This window comes from Streptomyces kaniharaensis, from assembly GCF_009569385.1.
Taxonomy (GTDB): Bacteria; Actinomycetota; Actinomycetes; order Streptomycetales; family Streptomycetaceae; genus Kitasatospora; species Kitasatospora kaniharaensis.
Genome location: NZ_WBOF01000001.1, coordinates 3,005,441 through 3,024,763, shown reverse-complemented (window position 1 = coordinate 3,024,763; position 19,323 = coordinate 3,005,441). Strand labels below are relative to the sequence as shown.

Here is a 19,323-nt window from a genome sequence, read left to right as displayed (position 1 = left end):
ACCACCGGCGCCGCGCCGGGCGTCGCCGAGCTGCCGATCCCGGCCGCCCGCACCGCGCCGAACGCCGTCGACGAGCCCGCCGCCGCGGGCAGCGAGAGTGACGGACGGGCCGCGTGAGGATCCTGCTTCTCGGTGGGGACGGCTTCCTCGGCCGCCACGCCACCGCCGTCCTGCGGTCGCTGCCCGGTGCCACCGTGCTGACCGCGGGCCGGCGGCCCGCTCACGACCTCCGGCTGGACCTGGCCACCGCCCAGGCCGGCCCGCTCGGCGAGGAACTGGCCGCGCTGGCCCCCGACGTGGTGGTCAACTTCGCCGGCGCGGTGGCCGGCAGCGCGGTCAAGCTCGCCGAGGTGAACGCGCGCGGTCCGGCCGTGCTCTGCGAGGCGCTGCAGCTCGGCGCCCCGAAGGCCCGGCTGGTGCACATCGGTTCGGCCGGCGAGTACGGCGTCTGCGAGGCGGGCAGCTCGCTGTCCGAGGAGTCCGACGCCCGCCCGGTCGGCGTGTACGGCGCGACCAAGCTGGCCGGCTCCCTCGCGGTGGCTGGCTCGCCGCTGGACGCGGTGGTGCTGCGGGTGTTCAACCCGGTCGGCCCGGGGGCACCGGCGGGCTCGCTGCCCGGCCGGCTGGCCGCCGAGCTGCGCCGGGTGGCCCCGGAGGGCGCCGACGGCGTGGTCGAGGTCGGGGACCTCTCCGCCTACCGCGACTTCGTCGACGCCCGGGACATCGCCCGCGCGGTCGGCCTGGCCGCCGCCGCGGACCGTCCGCTCCCCCGGGTGCTCAACCTCGCCTCCGGGCGGGCCAAGCCGGTCCGGGCGATCGCCGACGGCCTGGTCGCGGCGGCCGGCTTCACCGGCCGGATCGACGAGAGCGGGGCGGGCTCCGAGCGCTCGGCCGCGGTCTCCTGGCAGCAGGCCGACGTGTCGGCCGCCGCCCGGGAGCTCGGCTGGCACCCGGAGACCGACCTCGCCGACACCCTGCGCGACCTCTGGCTCAGCACCGAGCCCGACTCCGCCCCGGTCGCCGGATGACCGGGACCACCCCCGACGGCCGCCTGCTGGTGCCGCTGTACGTCCACCCCGCGGTGGACCCGGCGGCCTGGCGGGCGGTCGCCGCCGCCGACCCGAGCCGGATCGCCGCCGTCGTGCTCAACCTCGCCGACGGCCCGGGCGACACCCCGGACCACGTCTTCACCGAGGCCGCGGAAGAACTGCGGGCCGCCGGCCTGCCGTTGGTCGGCTACACGGACACCGACTACGGCCGTCGGCCCCATGCGGCAGTGGTGGCCGACATTTTGACGTATCGTCAGCGTCATGGCATCACCGGCGTCTATCTCGACCAAGTCGCCTGCCACCCGGGCGCGTTGGCGCACTACCGGCGGCTGGCCACCGCGGCGCGGGCCGCGGGCTGCGGCACCGTCGTGTTCGGCCACGGCAAGCACCCGGACCCCGGGTACGCCGAGGTCGGCCTGGCCGACCTCCTCGTCACCTTCGAGGGCACCTGGCAGGCCTACCGCGAGATGACCCTCCCGCTGTGGACCGCCCGCCACGCGCCCTCCCGCTTCTGCCACCTGGTGTACGACGTCCCGGCCGACCACGCGTCGGACGTCACCGCGCTGATCGCCGCCCGCCGGGCCGGCGTCGGCTGCGCCGTCCCGGGCTCCGGGGAGAACCCCTGGAGCACCCTTCCCCACGGTCTGACCGCCGCTGAACTGACCTGACCAGATCCGGAGTTCGACAACCGTGAACCGCCGTACCCGGCCCCTCCTGGCCGCCGTCGCCCTCACCACAGCCCTGTTAGCCACCTCGTGCAGCAGCTCCGGCTCGGAGGACGACAAGGACCCCTCGGCCGAGGACACCCCGAGCAATCCGCCCGCGGCGACCGCCCCCGGCACTCCCGGAACGCCGAGTGCCACCGGCGCCCCGAGCACCCCGGCCACTCCGAGCGCGCCGAGCACGCCCACCGCGACCGGCACGCCGTCCGCCCCGGCCCCGTCCTCCGCCCCGGGCACTCCCGGCGGCAGCACCCCCGCCCAGCAGCCGGCCGGCGCCCGCTGGCAGCCCACCCCGGGCCTCGCCTGGCAGTGGCAACTCGGCGGCGGCGTGGACCAGTCGGTGGACGTCCCGGTCTACGACATCGACGGCTTCGAGAACGACGCGTCGGTGGTCGCCTCGCTGCACGCCAAGGGCCGCAAGGTGATCTGCTACATCAACGCCGGTTCCTGGGAGAACTTCCGCCCCGACTCGGCCACCTTCGCCAAGGCCCTCCAGGGGTCCGACACCGGCTGGAAGGGCGAGAAGTGGTTCGACATCCGGAAGATCAACGAGCTCAGGCCGCTGATGGCCGCCCGCTTCGACATGTGCAGGAGCAAGGGCTTCGACGCCATCGAGCCCGACACCATCGAGGCCTACAACCAGAACAGCGGCTTCCCGCTCACCGGTGACGACCAGATCAGGTACAACCGCATGCTCGCCGAGCTGGCGCACGAGCGCGGACTGGCGATCGGCCTGAAGAACGACCTCGACCAGATCCCCGCGCTGATCAACGACTTCGACTTCGCGGTCAACGAGGAGTGCTCGCAGTTCGACGAGTGCGACCGGGTCGCGCCCTTCGTCAGGGCGGGCAAGGCGGTGTTCCACGTCGAGTACAAGGTCGACACGGACCAGTTCTGCGCGAAGGCCAAGTCGCTCGGCTTCAGCTCGATGCAGAAGAAGCTCGAACTGAACGCCTGGCGCAAGCCCTGCTGAGCCGCGCACCGCGGCCTCCCGTCGCGCGGGTGACCCGGACGAGGGCCACCCGCGCGAGGGTCACTTGACCGCCAGCCAGATGACGCCGGCCAGCACGGCGAGACCGAGCACGGCGACCAGCGCGATGACGCCGGTGCGGCTGCCGCTACTGCTGCTGCTGCCGTAGGTGGAGACGGAGCCCGGTGCCGGAGCCGCCGGGGCCTCGTCGACGAACGCCCGGAACATCTGGGTGCTTCCGGCGGAGTCGTAGTCGTTGTCAGCCATGGCACGGACTCTAACGAATCCGGCCGCCCGCCCGACACCCCGGACCCTCCTCCGGCACCCGGCCGCCCTCGCTTGCAACGGCGGCGCGACGGGCTCGTGAAGTCCTTGCGAAGCACGGAGTAGCGCCCGGCGCAGCCCGGTTGGCGGCGATCATGACCGGACACCACCCGGAACGGACGGCGCTGCCGGACGAAGCGTCCGCGTGACGAACTGCCGCACGCCCCGCAGGCACCACACGCGCCGCCCGTCCGGGTGGCGTGCGCACGCCCTGCGGGCGCTCCCGGGCCACCATGGGTCGTGCCCGAGCGACCCACCCGCAGCACCGGGGGCCCGATGCCCGAAAACCCCGCCCGGGACGGCCTGTTGCCCGCCACCGGGACCCTCGCCGTCTCCCCCGCCGACCTCTTCGCGCACGCCGGGACGGTCGACGAACTCCACGCCGGGTTCACCGCCGCCGACGGCACCGCCCGCGAGCACACCACCGCCGCCCGCGCCGCCCTGGACGGCTGGCGCACCGGCCCCGAGCTACGCACCCGTGCCGCCCGCTGGGAGGACCAGGTGGCCGCCCTCGGCGGCATCCTGCACGAACTCGCCCACCGCCTGCGCACCACCGGCGCCCGCTACGCCGCCACCGAGAGCGCCCTGACCGGCGAGGAGTGACCTCGGTGCTGAGCTACGAAACCGTCCGCGCCACCCGCCTCGACGGCCTGACCAGCGCCGCCGAGGAGTGGACCGCCCTGCGCAGCCGGTACCTGGGCCTGCGCGACCGGCTCTCCGCCGACGTCGCCGGCCCGCTGGCCGCGGGCTGGGAGGGCGAGGCGGCGGCCGCGGCCCGTGCGCTGATCGCCGAGGTGGCCGGGCAGTTCACGGCCGCTGGCCGGGAGTCCGCCGACCTCGGTGCCCTGCTGGCCGACGCCGCCCGCCAGTTCGCCGACGCCCAGCGGCAGCTCGTCCGGCTCGCCGACGAGGACGCACCCGCCGCCCACCTGCGGATCTCCCCCACCGGCGGCGTCACCGACGTCCACCCGCTGCACGACGACGAGTCCGCCCGCCACCAGCCCGAGTACCGAGCCGTCTTCCTGCCCGAACGGCGCCGGACCGTCGCCGAGCTGGCCGGGCGCATCGAGTCCGTCCTGCGTAGCGCCACCGAGGCCGACGAGGCCGCCGCCTGGGCGCTGCGCTCCGCCCCGCCCGCCCCGGCCGACAGCCCCTTCGGCCCGGACGGCTGCCACACCCTCGCCGAGGCCCGGCAGGCCCGCGCGGACCTCGGCGCCGCCCTCGCCCTGGCCGCGAGGCGCGACGCGCTCACCGCCGACGAACTGGCCCGGCTCGACGCCCTGCTCGCCGCCCACGCCGACGACCCCGCCTTCGCCACCAGGTTCGCGACCACGCTCGGCGCGCAGCCCGTCCTGGAGCTCTGGCGCGACCTCAATGACCCCGCGCTGTCCGGCCGCTCCGGCCGCCCGCGCACCGATGCCCTCCGCCGCCTCCAGGCCTCGCTCGGCGCCGTTCTCGGCACCGCCACCCACGGCGCCGACCCGGCCATGCGCGCCTGGGAGCAGGAGGTCATCCGCCTCGGCCCACGGCAGCTGACCCGCCCCGGCAGCGGCCCGATGCCCACCGGCTACCACCTGATGAGCGCCCTGCTGCGCGGCGGCCGGTACGCGCCCGGCTTCCTCACCGCCTACGGCGAGAGCCTGCTGGCCGCCGAACGCGCCGCCAGGGTGCCTCCGCAGCTCGTCTGGGCACCGGACGCCACCCAGCCCGCCTGGGACCACCTCGGCGAGGGCCGCGGCGGCGACCCGGTGGCCGGTCTCCTGGCCGCCCTCGGCCACAACCCGCGAGCCGCCACCGCCTTCCTGGACCCGGGCGACCCTCGGCGCGGCGACCACCTCGCCTACCTCCTGCACGACCGCCGCTGGCCCGACGAGCTGGTGGCCGGTGCCCACGTCCGGGGCCACCACGCCCTCGGCCTCGCGATCCAGGCCGCCGCCACGGGCGGCTGCCCCGACCCGCACCACCACACCCCCGCCCAGGCCCGGGTGCTGCGCGACACCGTCACCCTGCTGGACCGCGGCATCGGCCGCGAGCACCTCCCGACCGGCCTGCACGTCCCCGTCGCCGCGGCGCTCGCCGACTACGCCGCCGACACCCACGCCGTCCTCTCCGGCGTCAGCCGCGCCGTCCGGGAGCACGCCGCCGCGGCCGCCGCCGGGGTGTGGACCGACGACCGCACCGGCGAGGTCCGGACGGCCGTCGAGAAGGGCCCGCTGATCCGCGTCCTACGCGGCCTCGCCGACCTTCCCGACGCCCACCACCGGCTCCAGCAGGCCGAGTTGACGTACATCGCGGAACGGCTCGGCGCACTCCCGGCCAACGCCCCCGCCGCGGAGTGGAAGGGCCTGATGGCCGACTCCGCCGTCGTCCTCGGCGTGCTCGACGCCGTCCAGGCCGACGCGGTGCTCGACCAGCGCGACGACGCCGCCAAGATCGCCGCCTGGAAGGCCAAGGGCCTGTACACCGGGGTCGGCGCCCCGCTGAAGCTCGTCCCCGTCCCCGGACTCGGCGAGCTGACCCAGCGGATCCTCGCCGCCGGGATCGCCGAGTGGCAGGGCGGCGCCCTCGACGCGATCGACGCCGCCGCGGCCGGCCGGATCGAGCGGAACACCCTCACCGGCGCCGACGGCCGCAGCGGCCACGAGGGTGTGGCCGCCATGGTCGAGCAGTGGCGGCGCGAGCACGGCCACCCGGACGCGGACGGCCTCGCCGCCGACTGGGACAAGCAGCAGCTGCGGAGCATCTACAACACCGGTCGCACCGACGCCGCCGCGGCCCTCGGCCGGACCGGCGGCTGAGCACGGACCGGGCCCCGGCAGCAGCACGCCGCCGGGGGCCCGGAGCAGGCCGGGGGCCTTCCTACGCAGGCCGTCGTTCCTTCCGTCCGGCCCGGGCGGCCGGGGGCGGCACCGAGGCCGTCACTCCGGCCGGGGCGACGAAGGCGACCAGCAGCTGCTCCATCAGCGCGCTGCGAGCGGCCTCGTCCAGCTCGTGCGCGGTCGCCCGTTCCAGCCGGCGGACGGCGAGCGCCGCCGCCTCGACCGCGTCGTCCACCAGCACCGTCCGCAGACCCGCGTCCAGGTCGGCCAGCCGGCGGCGACGCATCGACTCGGCGACCTCGGGCGCGTAGTCCAGCGCCAGCGGCTGCACCGAGTACACCTCCAGACCTGCCGGGGCGGCCTCGGCGGCCAGCGCGCGGGTCAGCTCGTCGGCGAACCACTGTCCGTCGCGCAGCGCGGGCCCGACCCCCGCGTCGCTGTCGCACGGCAGGATGGACGCGGTCCGGGTGAGCACCGCCTGGACCTGCTCGCGCAGGTAGCTCTCGTGGTCCTCGATCGCCAGCAGCGCCCGCGCGGTGTCCTTGACCCGCCACACGATCAGCAGCCGGACCACGATCGGCGTCCCGGTGCGGTCGACCACCTTGACCGGCTCGCTGCGCCAGTGCCGCAGCCGCACGTCCACCCGGCGGCGGCGCAGCAGGGGGTTGACCCAGACCAGGCCGGTGCGGCGGACGGTGCCCCGGTAGCGGCCCCAGCGGGTGAGCACCCGGGTCTCGCCGCCCGCGTTGGCCAGCAGCCCGGCGAGGGCGTGGAGCACGAGCAGCCCGGCGGTGCCGAGGGCTGCGATCGACGTCGCATCCATCGCGGCCCGACGATGTGCCCGTACGGCGGCGCCGCGCAGGTCGGGCAGGGCGTCCCAGTACGGGATGACGCCGTCGTGCAGGAGCACCAGCAGGATGGCGGCCAGGCCGACCAGCACCGCGAACAGGGCGATCCAGCCCGGCAGGGCGACGGCGCGGTGCTCGCGCAGCGCGTGGTCGGCGCGCGGGGGGCGGCGGGAGGTGACGGCCACGATGCGACCGGACGGGGTGACGACGGGGAGCTCGATGGTCTCCGGGGCGGCCGACTCCAGCGGGTCGCACAGGTCCGCCGGGTCGGCCACGGTCGGGCCGGGGACGACGGCGGGCGGGCCGTCGGCAGGGCCGGCCGACCTGTCGCGCCTGGCCGGCGCCACGGCGGACGGCCTGGTCAGCGCGCTGGCGCCGCCGGCGGACCGTTCCGGCAGTGCCGGCGGGAACGCCCTGGGCAGGTGGTCGGGTCGCTGCGAAGAATCGCGGGTGACGTCCATGCACGGATCCTCGGGGTCGGTGTGTCGCGCAACGAGCGGCCCGGGTCTGACGGGCGGTGCCAGGTCAGGCTAAGTCATACGTCATCAAATGCGACATTTAGGACGTCGCGTGTCGATATTCACTGACGAATCGTCCGAATCGCCCGACGGCCGCCCGAGCCGGCCCGGGTCAGCGCCGCCGGGCCCCGGGCCCCCGACCGAACACCCGACGGGTGATCAGCCCGACCGCGGCGAGGAGCAGCAGGCCCCCGGCGAGCCCGCTGCGCCAGCCCTCGGCCTCGGGACGTTCGGCCGCCGCGTGCGACGACTCCGCCGACACCCCGACGGGCGAAGTGGTCGGCGGCACCGCCTGCGCCCGGACGCCTTCGGCGGGCGCCGTCACACCGCCCGCGGGGAGCGGGGGAGCGACGACGGCTCCGGACGGGCCACCGGCCCGGGACGGCGGGACGGAATTGGTGGGAACGGGGACGGACGGCGCGGCCGCCGCCGGGGCCGGTGCCGCCGCGACGCAGACCCGCACCGCGTCCCCCGCCGTCGCGCTCCCGGTCAGGTCGTTCGCCCGGGCGGTCAGCCACTGCTCACCATCCGTCAGGTCCCGGTTGCCGGTGCAGGTCCAGCTCCCGTCGAAGGCCGCCGTCGCCCCGCAGAGCACGGTCCGCTCGGCCGCGGCCGGTCCCGGGCCGGATGCGGCGGTGACGAGCACCCGCGCCCCAGGCTCCGCCCGTCCGGCGAGCCTCGGCCGGGCGGTCCGGACGGTCTGCCCGGCGGCGGGCGCGGTGAGCACCGGCTTGTCCGGCGGGACGGTGTCGACGACCAGCACCACGGCCTTCCCGCTCGTCCGGTTCCCGGCCGCGTCCACCGCCACGGGCGTCAGCTGGTGATGTCCGTCCGGCAGGTTCTCCACCGGCAGGCAGGACCACTCGCCGTCCGCCCGCACGGTGGTGCTGCAGACCTCGCCCGCGGCCGCGTCCCGCGCCCCGCCCGGCTGGTCGGCGACCGAGACGGTGCTGCCCGCCTCGCCGGTCCCGCTGAGGCGGACGCCGGGGTCGTCGGTGTACTCGGGCAGGGTGAGCACGGGCGCGGCGGGCGGCGCCGTCTTCACGGTGATCCGGACGGCCTCGCCGCGCAGCACCACACCGCCGCCGGTGGTCTCGACCGGGGTGAGGCCGTGCGGGCCGGCGGCCAGCGCCCTGTCGGGGCGGCAGGACCAGTCGCCGCTGCGCTCGACCTGGGCCCGACAGAGCACCGCGTCCCCGTCCCGGACCTCGACCGAGGCACCGGCGACCGCCCCCTCACCGCGGATCTGCGGGCGGACGTCGGCCAGCACGGTGCCGTCGACCGGTTCGGCGATCTCGGGCCGAGCGGCCCCGACGGTCAGTTTGAGCCGCTGGTCGGAGACCTGCCCGGAGTCGGCGAAGCCGCCGGAGGCGATCAGCTGGGCGGGGTTGCGGGCGATCCGCAGCCGGGCCCAGGTCTCGCCGGAGGCGGCGCCGGGCGGGACGGTCCACTCCAGGGTCGCCGTGCCGGCACCGGGCGGGATCTCGGTCTGCACCCGCTCGGCCGGGTCGAACCGCCCGTTGCGGTCGAAGTCGATCCAGCCGGCCAGGGTCGCGGGCTGGTCGCCGACCGCGACCGGGACGGTGATCCGGTAGGAGCGGCCGATCGCGGCCTCGGCCGGATAGCCGATCGACGGGTCGGCGCCCTGGTACTCGCCGCGGCCGGGCTGGCGCGCCGGCGGCACCGGGTTTGCCCAGACGCTGCGCCGGTCGGCGCCACTGCGGCCGACGGCCACGCTTCGCACGCCGCGATGGGCCGGGTCGGCGTCCGCGCCGAGGAAGAGGTCGGAGATCACGTGCGAGGCGTTGCCGTAGCCCTGCGGCGCGGTGCCGAGGTCCTCGTCGACGGTGACGGTGTAGGCCTGGCGCAGGGCGGGCGGGGCGGTGGTGGTGCCGGCCCGGGCGGTGGTGCGCTGTTCGACCCGGAACACGGCGGTGCGGACGGTGCCGGTGAGCTCCAGGCTGCCCTCGGCGGCGGCGCCACCCGAGCCGTCGGTGGTGCCGTCGGCCCCGGCGGGCGCGAGGGTGGTGGCGTCGGTCTTCCAGCCGGGCCATTCGGTGCGGTTGACCAGGGCGGGGACGCTCGGGGTCCCGCCGGTGAGGGTAAGCCGGGCGGCGGTGCCGGTGGCCCCGGTCCTGCCGGTGGCGACGGCGGCGAGCCCGCTGACGTGCAGCCGGGGATTGCGGACGGGCCGCGAGAAGCTCAGCCGGAGGGTGCCGGCCGTACGCCAGGACCCGTCGGCCCGGGGGCGCTCGTCGGAGATCCGGAAGGCCTGGGCGGGGTCTCCCGGGTGCACGCCGTCGGCGTACAACGCGGCCGCGCGCCCCCCGCCGGCGCGGTCAGCCAGGTCGCCCGGCTCGGCGGCGGCACCGAAGCCGGAGGAGGCGGCGAAGTCGAGCTGGACGGAGAGGCCGGAGGGCATGACCGCGCGGTGGCCCCCGGTCCAGGCGTCGGGGGACTGCTGGGCCGCCGAGGGTGGTGGGTTCCATCCGATGATCAGCCCGGTCGCAAGGGCGGCCACGGCGGCAGCTGTGCGGGGGACCTGTCGCCTCATCCGGCTCTCCTTCGCGGTCGGCGGACCGGATGTACCCGAAACGGCGGATTCCATCCGTCGGAGAACCGGGCGGGCCGGAAGATCACTCCGGAGAGAAACGGAAGAAGCCCCCGGCCGACGGCCGGGGGCTTCTTACTGGTGCGCTCAGCAGGATTCGAACCTGCAACCTCTTGATCCGTAGTCAAGTGCTCTATCCGTTGAGCTATGAGCGCAAGGAACGGGCGAACCCGATCTTGCGGAGGTTGGTGCGCTCAGCAGGATTCGAACCTGCAACCTCTTGATCCGTAGTCAAGTGCTCTATCCGTTGAGCTATGAGCGCTCGCCCTGGTGAACGTGCCACCGGGGCGGTGCGGGGACAACATTACATGACCTGCGACGTGGGACGAAATCCATTGATCCGGCCCCTGCCCCGTGGCCGCCGGACCGGCCCCGAGGTGCCCCCTCACCGGCCTCGGGCCCGGCCCCGGACATGCGAAGAGCCCCGCCGACAAGATCGTCGACGGGGCTCCCGGCTGGCGGAGGCTGAGGGATTTGAACCCTCGATCAGGAATAACCCCGAAACCGCATTAGCAGTGCGGCGCCATAGACCGGACTAGGCGAAGCCTCCTCCACAGGGACGCTCCCGCAGGGCGGACGCGTTCCGTGTGCCTGAGATGATGCCACACCCGTGGGGTCCGGCACCAACCACCGCCAACGTTACTAGGCGGGTCGTCCCGGCCGCAAAGAAGAATGAGATACTGCCGATTCCGGAGGAGCTGCCCTGACCCGAGGAGACCTGTCGACGTGAGCAGCAGGCCGATCCGAGGCGCTGCTCGCCTCGCCGCCATACTCGACGCCCTACCCGACGCGTTGTTGCTGGTGAACAGCAACGGCACCGTCGTCGACGCCAACAGCGCGGCGGTCCAAGCGCTGCAGGCGCCGGGCACCTCGCTGGTCGGCATGGGCGTGCTGGGCCTCCTGCCCGAGTTCGACCCCAGCCGGATCCCCGGCTCGATGCGGCCGGCCGCCCGCGAGGACGAGGCGCTCGACCGCCCGGTCCGGATGACCGCCCGCCGCACCGACGGCACCACCTTCCCCGTCGAGGTCTCCGGCAACGACTTCGCCGACGACGGCGCCGGCGAGGGCCGCGGCTACGCGCTCTCCCCGCTCGTGCCGTACGACCCGTACCGCGAGGGCTCCAACTCGCCGTCCGCGAGCGACCTGCTCCTGCTGCTGGTCCGCGACCTGTCCGGCCGGCTCGGCGTCGAGGCGGAGCTGCGCCGCCAGCACAAGCAGACCGAGATGATCCTGCGGGCCGCCGCCGAGGGCGTCCTCGGGGTGGACCTCGAAGGCCGCTGCGTGCTGGTCAACCCCGCCGCCGCGCACATCCTGGAGTACCGGGCGAGCGAGCTGGGCGGGCGCGAGCTGCACCCGCTGATCCAGCACTCCCGGGCCGACGGCACCCCGCTGGCGCTGGAGGAGTCCGCGCTGCTGGACACCCTGGCCTCGGGACGCAAGCACCGGGTGCGCGGCACCGTGCTGTGGCGCAAGGACGGCCGCCCGGTCACCGTCGACCTCACCACCGCCCCGGTCCGGGACGGCGACCAGCTGGTCGGCGCGGTGATGACCTTCACCGACCGCAGCCGCGAACTCGCCCTGGTCGCCCGCAACGAGCACCTCACCGCCGTCCTGGAGAACGAACTGGGCAGCGCGCTGACCGCGCTGAACCGCCGGCTGGACGCGCTCGCCGCCGACCCGGCCGGGCAGTTGTGGCCGGAGGCCAACTGGACGCTGCGCCGGCTCGCCGACGAGTGCCGCCGGTTCGGCCGGCTGATCGACGGCGTGCTCGCCCACCAGCGCTCCGAGGCCGGCGAGGCCGCACCGTCCGAAGGCAAGGGCGGGGCGGACGGCAAGGGCGACAAGGGTGACAAGAAGGCCGAGCGGGTGCCGGTCGCCCTGGACAAGATCGTGCGACGGGCCGTCGAGGACGCCGACGAGCTCGTCGGCGCGGGCCGGGTGCGCTTCTCGGTGCACGCCGCCGGCGTCGAGGTGATCGCCGACGAACGGCGGCTCGCCCAGGCGCTGGCCCACCTGGTCGCCGACGTCAGCGGCATCGGCCTCTCGCTGGACGCCCCGACCACCCCCTCCCCCGGCCTGGCCCCCGGACTGAACGGCAGCGGCGGGACGGCTCTCCCGTCCGCGGACGAGCCGCCGACGGTCGTCCTCGCGGCGGCCCAGCGCGGGGACGTCGCCCGGGTCGAGATCCGCGGCCCCGGGCGCGGCGGCAGCCCCGTCCACCTGCCGATAGCCCGCGCGGTGGTCGAGCGCCACGGCGGCGTGCTCCAGCCGCACGAGCTGCCCGGCAAGGCCGGCACCACGTACGTCGTAGAGCTGCCGCTGGACCCGGCCGCCGCGAAGGCCGCCGCCGAGCGCGCCGGCGCCGAGGGCCGGTCGGACCGGCCCAAGGAGAGCGACAGCGCCGTCCTGCCCGAACTGCCGGGCATCCCGCAGCTGCCCACCACCGACCGCGCCCATGACCCCGTCGTGGAGATCACCGAGACGCCGGACGAGCGGCCCGAGGCCGAGGAGCCGAAGGCGGAGCACGCACCCGCCGACGAACGTCCCGCCGAGCGGCGCGGGCGCCGCGGCCGCCCGGCCGCCGACACCCCGGCGCCCACCGCCCCCGAAACCCCCGCCGACCAGTGGCCGAACGCCCCCGCGCGGATCGAGCGGGCCGTCCCCGAGCAGTGGCACGGCACCGGCAACGACCCCGCGTACGGACGCCAGGGCCTGCCCGGCGCGGACGGCGCGCAGCGCGACCCGTGGGGCCAGGACGACGGCCGCTCCGGCCCGGCCTACGCCGTGCCGGTCGGTGGCGAGCCCGCGCAGGACCGGACCGGCGGGCGCGGCCCGCTCGCCCTCGGCCCCGGCCCCAGCAGCGCCCAGGCCGACGGGACCCCCGCCGGCGGCACCCCGGTCGGCGAGCCCGGCGCCCCGGCCGACGGCGGGGAGGCCAAGCCCCGCCGGCGACGCGCCCTGCCCTCCGCCGAGGACTCCTCCGGCGGCTTCGCCCTGCCCGGCGTCCCCGACACCCCGGTCTACCCCGGCCTGGAGCACGCCCTCCCGGCCGGTCCGGCGCCCACGCCGCCCGAGCCGGCCGCCGCGCCGACCGGCCGCCGCCGGCGCCTCGCCGTCCCGCCCGGCCCCGGCCCGGAAACGCCCGCCCCCACCGGCCAGGACACCCCCTCCACCGCGCTGGAGCCCGCCCGCCCCGCGCTGCCCGCCGCGGAGCACCCCGCCGACACCGCTCCGCGGCCGGTCGGCACCGGTCTCGCCGAGCTCGCCCCGCCGCGCCCGCTAGGCGTCCCGCCGATGCCGGCCGCCCCGCCGCAGCCGCTCGCACCCGCCGAGGCCCGTACCGCTCCGCGCCCGCTGGCCGAGCTGCCCGCCGCAACCCGCGACCAGGCCAGCGCCGACCAGTCGCCGGCCGGGAACACCGAGGACGCCGGCACCCGCCGGCTGCTGGTGTGGCCCGAGCCCGATCCGGCCACCCGGCAGGCCCTCCAGGAGCGCGGCTACCGCCCGGTGATCGTCCGCTCCCGCGAGGAGGTGGACGCCCAGGTGTCCGGCTTCCCCGCCGCGCTCTTCGTCGACCCGCTGACCAGCCCGATCACCCGCACCGCCCTGCAGTCGCTGCGCACCGCCGCGCTCAACAGCCGGATCCCGGTGCTGGTCACCGCAGGCCTCGGCCAGGCCACCCGGGAGAACGCGTACGGCGCCGACCCGGCCGTCCTGCTGCGCGCCCTCGCGCCGCGCGACGGCGAGCACCACGCCCCGCGCGTCCTGCTGGTCGAGAGCGACCCGGACATCGCCGCCGCCATGATCAGCAGCCTGGAGCGGCGCGGCATGCACGTCGAACACGCGGCGGACGAGAACGACGCGGTCGCCCGGGCCAGCAGCGTCCAGCCGAACCTGGTGGTGATGGACCTGTTCCAGATCCGCCGCCGCCGGGTCGGCCTGCTGGACTGGCTGCGCACCAACGACCGGCTGCACCGGACCCCACTGGTCGTCTACACCTCGGTGGACCTCGACCCGCGCGAGCTGCCCCGGCTGCGCACCGGCGAGACGGTGCTGTTCCTCGCCGAGCGCTCGACCAGCGCGGACGTCCAGTCCCGGATCGTCGACCTGCTCGGGCGGATCGGCGCGATGGGCGAGGCGGGCGTCGCCGCGACGGGCTGAACACGCGAGAGGGCCGGTCACCCCTTCCACAGGGGTGACCGGCCCTCGTCGTACGGCCGTTACTCCTTGCCTACTCCTTGCCGAGCACCGTGACGTCCAGCTCGCCCGCCGCGTAGCTGGCCCGGATCACCTTCTTGTCGAACTTGCCGACCGAGGTCTTCGGCACCGACTCGACGATCGACCAGCGCTCCGGCAGCTGCCAGGAGGCGACCCGCTCGGCGAGGAAGGCCCGCAGCTCGCTGAGCCCGACCGTGGCACCCGGCCGCAGCACGACGGTGGCCAGCGGGCGCTCGCCCCACTTCTCGTCCGGGACGGCGACCACGGCGGCCTCGGCCACCTCGGGGTGGGCCATCAGCTGGTTCTCCAGCTCGACCGAGGAGATCCACTCGCCGCCGGACTTGATCACGTCCTTGGCCCGGTCGGTGAGGGTCAGGTAGCCGTCCGCGGTGATGGTGCCGACGTCCCCGGTGCGCAGCCAGCCGTCCTCGGAGAACTTGTCGTCCGGGCGGACCGGGTCCTGGCCGGCGCCACCGTAGTAAGCCCCGGCGATCCACGGGCCGCGCACCTCCAACTCGCCCGCCGCGACGCCGTCGTGCGGCATCCGCTCGCCGCCGGGGCCGATCAGCCGGGCCTCGACGGAGGCCGGGAAGATGCCCTGGGTGATCCGGTAGGGCCACTCCTCCTCGGGGGTGAGGCCGCCGGGCGGCTGGGCGAAGCAGCCGAGCGGCGAGGTCTCGGTCATGCCCCAGGCGTGGATGACGCGGATGCCGTGACGCTCCTCGAAGCCCTTCATCAGGGACGGCGGACAGGCGCTGCCGCCGATGACCACCATGCGCAGGCTGGAGGTGTCGTAGTCGCCGGCGTCGAGCTCGTCCAGCAGGCCGCTCCAGATGGTGGGGACGGCCGCGCTGACGGTGGGTCGGACGGCGGCGATCATCTCGGCCATCGGCTTCGGCTGGAGGAAGCGGTCCGGCATCAGCAGGTTGGCGCCGGACATGAAGGCGGCGTGGGGTATGCCCCAGGCGTTCACGTGGAACATGGGCACCACCGGCAGCGCGGTGTCGCGCGGGGTGAAGGCGAAGTTGTCGCCGGTGTTGACCTGGAGGCAGTGCAGGTAGACCGAGCGGTGGCTGTAGAGCACGCCCTTCGGGTCCCCGGTGGTGCCGGAGGTGTAGCAGAGCACCGCGGCCTGCCGCTCGTCGATGTCGCTGCACCACGGGTAGGCGGTGGGCCGGTCGGCGATCAGGTCCTCGTACTCGTGCACGGTGCCCGCGAAGCCGGCCAGCAGCGAGCGGTCGCCGGGGCCGCTCACCACGATGTGCCGGAGCGTGGGGTTGAGGTCCGGGAGGACGGCGGCGAGCAGCGGGAGGACGGTGCCGTTGACGATGATCACGCGGTCGGCGGCGTGGTTGACGATGAACGACAGCTGCTGGGCGGGCAGCCGCAGGTTCAGCGTGTGCAGCACGGCCCCCATGGCGGGGACGGCGAGGTAGGCCTCCAGGTGCTCGGCGTTGTTCCACATCAGCGTGGCCACGCGGTCGTCGCCGCTGACCCCGAGCTCGTCGCGCAGCGCGCACGCGAGCTGGGCGGCCCGCGCCCCCACCTCGGCGTACGTCCGCACGACCGGCCCGCTGCCGTCCCAGGTGGTGACGGTGGACCGGCCGTGGATCGTGGACCCGTGCTCGAGGATCCTGGCGACGGTGAGCGGTACGTCCTGCATCGTGCTGAACACGGGTCCTCCTTGACCTGGCGGCACTGGCCTCGCGCCTGCGGCACCTACCGGGCGGTAATGCACGCCGACGTGCCCGATTTTGCCTCCCCCGTCCGCCCCCTGTCAGCATCCCGCCCCCGTTGCACGGATCACGGAAAGGCCGAAGAGGGGCCCGGGGGATACTGGGCGGCATGGACGACAGCCAGGACGGGCGGCGGGAACCGGTGCGGTTCCGGGTGCCCTGCCCGAACTGCTCGGGCGGGGTGCGGACGCGGGCCCGGCTGGGCGTCCGCGGCGACCGGACCGGGACCGGGCACATCCCGGAGGCGTGCCCGGACTGCTTCGGCCGGGGCTGGCTGCCGTTCGGCCGCTGAGGAGTCGTCAGTCGGCCGTGGGGCCGTCGACGTGGTCGCGGTCGATGGTGAGGGTGGCGCCGCCGTAGGTCTCCTCGACGTTGCCGTGGTACTGGTGGACGCGCTGGTGGTAGACCCACAGGTCGGGGGCGAGCGCGCCGGAGCCGGCGGTGTCGGCCCGGTCGTCCCAGCGGGCGTACCAGAGCCCGTCGGGCATGGGGGAGCTGCCGGCCCGGGCGGCGGCGGCCATGTCGGCGACGCCGGAGTCGAGGCTGGAGTAGAAGCCGGAGCGGTAGCCGCGCGCGTGCAGTTCCTGGGTCCAGCCGAGGGTGAAGTCGACCACGGCCTGGCCGCAGGCGGGGTCCCGCATGGGGTAGGCCTCGATGTCCAGGTAGACCGGGCTGCCCTTGCCGAGCCCGAGCACCCGCAGCCCGCGGACCGCCTCGGCGGCCTCGCTCCGGCCCTGCTCGGCCGCGCGGGCCGGGTCGATCCGCCTGGGCTTGCGCGTCAGCTCGCTGCACGGCGCCTGGAGCCCGACGTGCACCGGCAGGAACCGCCAGCCCATCGCCCGCGCCTGGCGGACCCACTCGGCGGTCAGCCGGGGCTGGCTGCAGCCGCGCTGGGAGCCGCTGGTGTAGATGCCGAGCGCGCCGTACGGGGAGGCGCCGCGCCAGGCCCGCAGGGTGTCGATCGGCGGCGCGGTGCAGGCGTCGAAGGCGGGGCCGGCGTAGCCGTCCCGGACCTTGGGCGGGCCCGCGTGGTCGGGCAGCGTGACGGCCCGGATGCGGGGGATGGCGACGGCGGCCGGGGCGGTGGCCTCGGCGCTCACGCCCGACCCGTCGGTGGCCAGCAGGAGCACGAGGGAGGCGGCGACGAGGGCCGCGGGGCGGAGATAGCGCACCCGGCCTTGATACTGACGGGCCGTCGGATGACGGCGGCAACCACGCCGCGTGCGCCGGGCGAGCCCATCCTTTCGGCCGCACCCGTCCGCATCCGTCCCGATATTTGTAACGAGCTTGCCCGTTCAGCACTCCTTACGGCAAACTCGCCAGCATGCCCACGCCCACCCCCAGCGAAACCGTCACCCCGACGCCGGCCACCGCGGCGCCGGCCCCAGCCGGCACAGGGGCCCTTGCCATGCCGCCCGCCCCCAAGGGCGAGCCCGCCGGCGAGCGCGGCGGCTGGCGACGAGGCGAGGCGCCCGGCCCCGCGGCACCCCCCGGCGTTCGGTTCGACCGGCCCACCGGCCGATTGGCGAAGGTCCTGCGGCGCCGGGGGCAGATCCCGGCGCCGCTGTTCTGTCTGGCCGCGATGGTCCTGGTGCAGACCGGGATCGCCCTCTCCAAGCCGCTCTTCGGCCCGCTCGGGGTCAGCGGCACGACCTTCCTGCGGCTGGGCTTCGCGGCGGTCGTCCTGCTCGCCGTCACCCGGCCGCGGCTGCGGGGCCTGCGCCCGCGCGACCTCGCCGCGGCGGCGCTGCTCGGGATGGCCTCGGCCGGGATGACCTTCCTGTTCGCCGGGGCGATCGACCGGCTGCCGATGGGCACCGCCGCGACCATCGAGTTCCTCGGCCCGCTCGCGGTCGCCCTGGTCTTCGCCCGGCGGGCCGGCCATCTGCTCTGGGCACTGCTCGCGGCGGGCGGGGTGGCGCTGCTGACCCTGCTCGGCGAGGGCGGCGGCGCAGGCGGGAACGGGCTGGACCCGGTCGGCCTGCTGTACGCCTTCGGGGCCGCCGCCTGCTACGCCGCGTACATCCTGTTCACGGACCGGGTCGGCGCCGTGTTCCAGGGCTTCCAGGGCCTCGCGGTGTCGATGACGGTGGGGGCGCTGAGCCTGGCGCCGTTCGGGCTCGGCCAGGCCTGGGACGGGCTGACCGCCCCGGGCGCCTCGCCGGTGGTGCTGCTGGCCTCGGTGGCCGGGGTGTCGCTGCTGGTGCCGGTGATCCCGTACGCGCTGGAGATGACCGCGCTGCGGCGGATGCCGCAGCGCGTGTTCAGCGTGCTGGTCAGCCTGGAGCCGGCGGTCAGCGCCCTGGTCGGCCTGGTGGTGCTGGGCCAGCTGCTGAACGCGGTGCAGCTGGCCGGGATCGGCTGCGTGGTCGCGGCCAGCGTCGGCGCGACGCTGACCGGGCGGCGGTAGCGGCCGCCGGCGCCTTACGGCCAGAGGAGGGTGCGCGACCACTCCGGGGTGCGGACCGGGCCGGTGCGGGTGTAGCGCAGCCGGATGTGGCGGCGCTCGGCGTCGCCCTGCCAGAACTCGACCTCGTGCGCCCAGAGCGTGTAGACGGCGTGCCCGGCCGCGACGGCGTCCGGGGTGGCCTCCAGCCGGCGGCGGGCGACCGCGACGGCCTCGTCGTACTCGTCGAGCGAGGCCAGCGGCTCGCTCTGGCGCCCGACCAGCGCGCCCACCCGGGCGGCCGGGGAGCGGGTGGCGAACTCGGCGGCGGCGACCAGGTCGGCGGCCCGCTCGACGGTGCCGCGGACCCGCACCTGGCGGCCCAGCTGCGGCCAGTAGACGGTGAGCGCGGCGGCCGGGTGGACGGCGAGCTGACGGCCCTTCGGGCTGTCGGCGGCGGCCGAGAAGACCCAGCCGGTGCCGGCCGCGTCGACGTCCCGCAGCACCAGCACCCGGGCGTCCGGCATGCCGTCCGCGTCGACCGTGGAGAGGGTGACCACCTGCGGGTCCGGCACGCCGGCGGCGAGCGCGGTGGCGAGCCAGTCGACGAACAGCGGGCCGGGTTCGGCGGGGGCGGCCTCGGCGTCGAAGGTCGGCAGCGGCCGGGCCATCGGCGGGCGGCCGAGCAGCAGCTCCGGCACGGACCTGGGCTCGGGCCGGTGCTCGTCCCTCGGTTCGGGCCGCGACTCGGGCCGCGAGTCCGATCCCGGCGCAGGCCTGGCCCCGCCCGGGCCGGTCAGGCCCTCCTCCTCCGCTGCCATCGCGCCCTTCCTTCCGGTTGCCGCGGTTGCCGCCCCGGCCGGCCGGGCCGTCCGGGGCCCGGGCGCGCGGTGCGCTGTCGGAGCGCAATGTACCGCCGCGGACCGACGGCTCCGGGCGCGGGCCCTCGCTGGGCGGGTCCGGCCGGGCGCGGCTCTCTCGGGACGGTTCGTGCCAGGTCCGGACGGACGGTTCGCACCAGGGCCTGACGGACAGTTCGTACCGGGCTCGGACACACCCGTGGGCGGTGCCGGTTTCGACGGCACCGCCCACGAGGCCGGTTTCGCGGCGACCCTTTCCGCT

General features: G+C 75.9%; 14 protein-coding genes and 3 tRNA genes. 8 read left to right on the top strand and 9 right to left on the bottom strand.

Translation table 11 applies throughout. The annotated features are described in order from the left end of the window. Positions 1 to 113 precede the first annotated feature (113 nt). The 3 genes from F7Q99_RS13825 to F7Q99_RS13815 are packed head-to-tail and all read left to right on the top strand — an operon-like array spanning position 114 to position 2,744. Positions 114 to 1,028 (top strand): NAD-dependent epimerase/dehydratase family protein, encoded by a 915-nt coding sequence (locus F7Q99_RS13825; RefSeq protein WP_326846636.1) that lies wholly within the window; start codon positions 114 to 116, stop codon positions 1,026 to 1,028. Next, positions 1,025 to 1,717 (top strand): spherulation-specific family 4 protein, encoded by a 693-nt coding sequence (locus tag F7Q99_RS13820; protein WP_153461548.1) that lies wholly within the window; start codon positions 1,025 to 1,027, stop codon positions 1,715 to 1,717. The genes F7Q99_RS13825 and F7Q99_RS13820 overlap by 4 nt, the downstream gene beginning before the upstream one ends. A 22-nt stretch (positions 1,718 to 1,739) precedes the next feature. Further along, positions 1,740 to 2,744, top strand: a complete 1,005-nt coding sequence (locus F7Q99_RS13815; protein ID WP_326846635.1) for an endo alpha-1,4 polygalactosaminidase — start codon at positions 1,740 to 1,742, stop codon at positions 2,742 to 2,744. A 60-nt stretch (positions 2,745 to 2,804) separates the two neighbouring features. Here the strand turns inward: F7Q99_RS13815 and F7Q99_RS13810 are convergent, their stop codons facing one another. Then, the gene (locus tag F7Q99_RS13810; RefSeq protein ID WP_153461546.1) at positions 2,805 to 3,008 is read right to left on the bottom strand and encodes a hypothetical protein; all 204 of its coding nucleotides are present in this window, start codon (positions 3,006 to 3,008) and stop codon (positions 2,805 to 2,807) included. A gap of 333 nt (positions 3,009 to 3,341) precedes the next feature. On the opposite strand from F7Q99_RS13810, the gene F7Q99_RS13805 reads away from it, so the two are divergent. Both F7Q99_RS13805 and F7Q99_RS13800 read left to right on the top strand, forming a co-directional pair. Next, positions 3,342 to 3,668, top strand: coding sequence for a hypothetical protein (locus tag F7Q99_RS13805; protein ID WP_153461544.1), 327 nt, complete (start codon positions 3,342 to 3,344; stop codon positions 3,666 to 3,668). 5 nt (positions 3,669 to 3,673) lie between these two features. Next, positions 3,674 to 5,863 carry a hypothetical protein gene (locus F7Q99_RS13800; protein WP_153461543.1) on the top strand — a complete coding sequence of 730 codons (2,190 nt, stop codon included), beginning with the start codon at positions 3,674 to 3,676 and terminating at the stop codon, positions 5,861 to 5,863. A gap of 61 nt (positions 5,864 to 5,924) precedes the next feature. Here F7Q99_RS13800 and F7Q99_RS13795 read toward each other — a convergent pair whose 3' ends face one another. The 5 genes from F7Q99_RS13795 to F7Q99_RS13775 all read right to left on the bottom strand — a co-directional run bounded on the left by F7Q99_RS13795 (position 5,925) and on the right by F7Q99_RS13775 (position 10,411). Further along, positions 5,925 to 7,193 carry an SPFH domain-containing protein gene (locus tag F7Q99_RS13795; protein WP_153461541.1) on the bottom strand — a complete coding sequence of 423 codons (1,269 nt, stop codon included), beginning with the start codon at positions 7,191 to 7,193 and terminating at the stop codon, positions 5,925 to 5,927. A 169-nt stretch (positions 7,194 to 7,362) separates the two neighbouring features. Further along, positions 7,363 to 9,804: an Ig-like domain-containing protein gene (locus F7Q99_RS42565; protein ID WP_153461539.1), complete on the bottom strand. Its 2,442-nt coding sequence runs from the start codon at positions 9,802 to 9,804 to the stop codon at positions 7,363 to 7,365. Positions 9,805 to 9,940: 136 nt separating this feature from the next. Continuing rightward, positions 9,941 to 10,016 (bottom strand) — tRNA-Arg (locus tag F7Q99_RS13785). Between the two features lie 31 nt (positions 10,017 to 10,047). Beyond that, positions 10,048 to 10,123: transfer RNA gene (locus tag F7Q99_RS13780), tRNA-Arg, on the bottom strand. A gap of 194 nt (positions 10,124 to 10,317) precedes the next feature. Beyond that, positions 10,318 to 10,411: transfer RNA gene (locus F7Q99_RS13775), tRNA-Ser, on the bottom strand. 176 nt (positions 10,412 to 10,587) lie between these two features. Between F7Q99_RS13775 and F7Q99_RS13770 the strand changes: the two genes are divergently transcribed. Next, positions 10,588 to 14,022, top strand: coding sequence for a hybrid sensor histidine kinase/response regulator (locus tag F7Q99_RS13770; protein ID WP_326846634.1), 3,435 nt, complete (start codon positions 10,588 to 10,590; stop codon positions 14,020 to 14,022). 70 nt (positions 14,023 to 14,092) lie between these two features. On the opposite strand, the gene F7Q99_RS13765 is transcribed toward F7Q99_RS13770, so the two are convergent. Continuing rightward, positions 14,093 to 15,754 (bottom strand): long-chain fatty acid--CoA ligase, encoded by a 1,662-nt coding sequence (locus tag F7Q99_RS13765; RefSeq protein ID WP_326846633.1) that lies wholly within the window; start codon positions 15,752 to 15,754, stop codon positions 14,093 to 14,095. A 170-nt stretch (positions 15,755 to 15,924) separates the two neighbouring features. Between F7Q99_RS13765 and F7Q99_RS13760 the strand changes: the two genes are divergently transcribed. Then, positions 15,925 to 16,107: a hypothetical protein gene (locus F7Q99_RS13760; RefSeq protein WP_153461535.1), complete on the top strand. Its 183-nt coding sequence runs from the start codon at positions 15,925 to 15,927 to the stop codon at positions 16,105 to 16,107. 7 nt (positions 16,108 to 16,114) lie between these two features. On the opposite strand, the gene F7Q99_RS13755 is transcribed toward F7Q99_RS13760, so the two are convergent. Then, on the bottom strand, positions 16,115 to 16,987 hold the full coding sequence (locus F7Q99_RS13755) for a DUF1906 domain-containing protein (RefSeq protein WP_153461533.1): 873 nt from the start codon (positions 16,985 to 16,987) through the stop codon (positions 16,115 to 16,117). A 152-nt stretch (positions 16,988 to 17,139) separates the two neighbouring features. Here F7Q99_RS13755 and F7Q99_RS13750 point away from each other — a divergent pair, with 152 nt between their 5' ends. Further along, positions 17,140 to 18,225: an EamA family transporter gene (locus F7Q99_RS13750; protein ID WP_230210212.1), complete on the top strand. Its 1,086-nt coding sequence runs from the start codon at positions 17,140 to 17,142 to the stop codon at positions 18,223 to 18,225. Positions 18,226 to 18,239: 14 nt separating this feature from the next. Here F7Q99_RS13750 and F7Q99_RS13745 read toward each other — a convergent pair whose 3' ends face one another. Next, positions 18,240 to 19,022 carry a pyridoxine/pyridoxamine 5'-phosphate oxidase gene (locus F7Q99_RS13745; protein ID WP_230210211.1) on the bottom strand — a complete coding sequence of 261 codons (783 nt, stop codon included), beginning with the start codon at positions 19,020 to 19,022 and terminating at the stop codon, positions 18,240 to 18,242. Positions 19,023 to 19,323 lie beyond the last annotated feature (301 nt).